Origin of the sequence: Xenorhabdus bovienii, assembly GCF_024721015.1 — a bacterium.
Classification (GTDB): domain Bacteria; phylum Pseudomonadota; class Gammaproteobacteria; order Enterobacterales; family Enterobacteriaceae; genus Xenorhabdus; species Xenorhabdus bovienii.
Genome location: NZ_JANAIF010000231.1, coordinates 1 through 1069 on the forward strand (window position 1 = coordinate 1; position 1069 = coordinate 1069).

The window sequence follows — 1069 nt, forward strand, 5'->3', positions numbered from 1 at the left end:
CGCTGCATATCACCCGCAGGCGGTGCATATTTTTCTACACGCTGCGCCATGGGTGTGAGGTTTTCCACGGTCTCCATCACCTCATCGACCATGTATGTGATCACTTGACCTTCGTTTAAAGCCATTTCAAATTCCTTTCAACTGTTGTTTTAACTTGCGGTAAAGCGTGGTGTCACCCTTACTGGCTGCTGCATCCATCTGTTTCTGGATAGCATCACGATTAGCGGCAGTAACATCGCCACTTAATGGTGTATCAGCAGGAGGGGCGGCAGAGATTTGCTGGCCGCGAGGTTTGATAGTTAACTTGTCAGCAAGACGAGTTAGTTCGATTAATGCTTGCTGGTTACCGAGTGTCAGCAGTTGCCGCGCTTTCTCTGGATTTGCGCCCAGGTGATACATGATCGCAGCCGACTTCTCAGGGAAGAGGTGCATAATTTCCGTATCAATACCGGGCGGTACGACTTGGCGGAAAGCGTCCTCTTTCTCCTGATAATCAGGCAGGTTAAGTTTTTCTGCGGCGTCATAGTGTTTCCTTGCTGACTCGACAATGTGTGCTGATTGCTGGGTAAACGCCTGAGTTTTGCGACCTTGCTCCGCTACTGCATTGCTGCGAGCATCCATCGCATTCATCTGCCATTCAAGGTTAGCTTGTTGGAATGCTGCTAGCGCCCTGTTTTGGTCATAGTCATACTTAGCCAATGCATCATCAGACAAATAATTATTGATATCTGGCTGTGTGGGTAACTCAGGTTTTACCCGTAAATCCTCCGGTAACTCTCCACGTTGCACCGCCTCCATCTGCTGCTCCAGCTCGCGCTGGCGCTTACGCTCGATACGCTTGGCTGCAAAATGCGCGTTTGTTGCCGGGTCTTGTTTCTGGGTCTCATCGTCACTCAGGACAATATCAAATCCGTCGCTCTGCCCCGTTGAATTGGCATTATCAACATTGCTCTCAGTGGATGCCGCCGCCTGATTACCGGACAGGGTTAATGCTTCAGTAGCCTGAATTTCGTTGGTATCACTCATGTTTATTACTCTCTCACATGGTTTGAGGGATCTCGCCAGTATT

Annotated in this window: 2 protein-coding genes; both read right to left on the bottom strand. The window is 49.6% G+C overall.

All coding sequences use genetic code 11. From position 1 onward, the window contains the following. Positions 1-125 (bottom strand): P22 phage major capsid protein family protein (locus NXS07_RS20250; RefSeq protein ID WP_258087544.1); only part of this gene is annotated, 125 nt, incomplete at its 3' end. A gap of 1 nt (position 126) precedes the next feature. Then, positions 127-1026, bottom strand: a complete 900-nt coding sequence (locus tag NXS07_RS20255; RefSeq protein WP_258087543.1) for a scaffolding protein — start codon at positions 1024-1026, stop codon at positions 127-129. Positions 1027-1069: the final 43 nt, after the last annotated feature.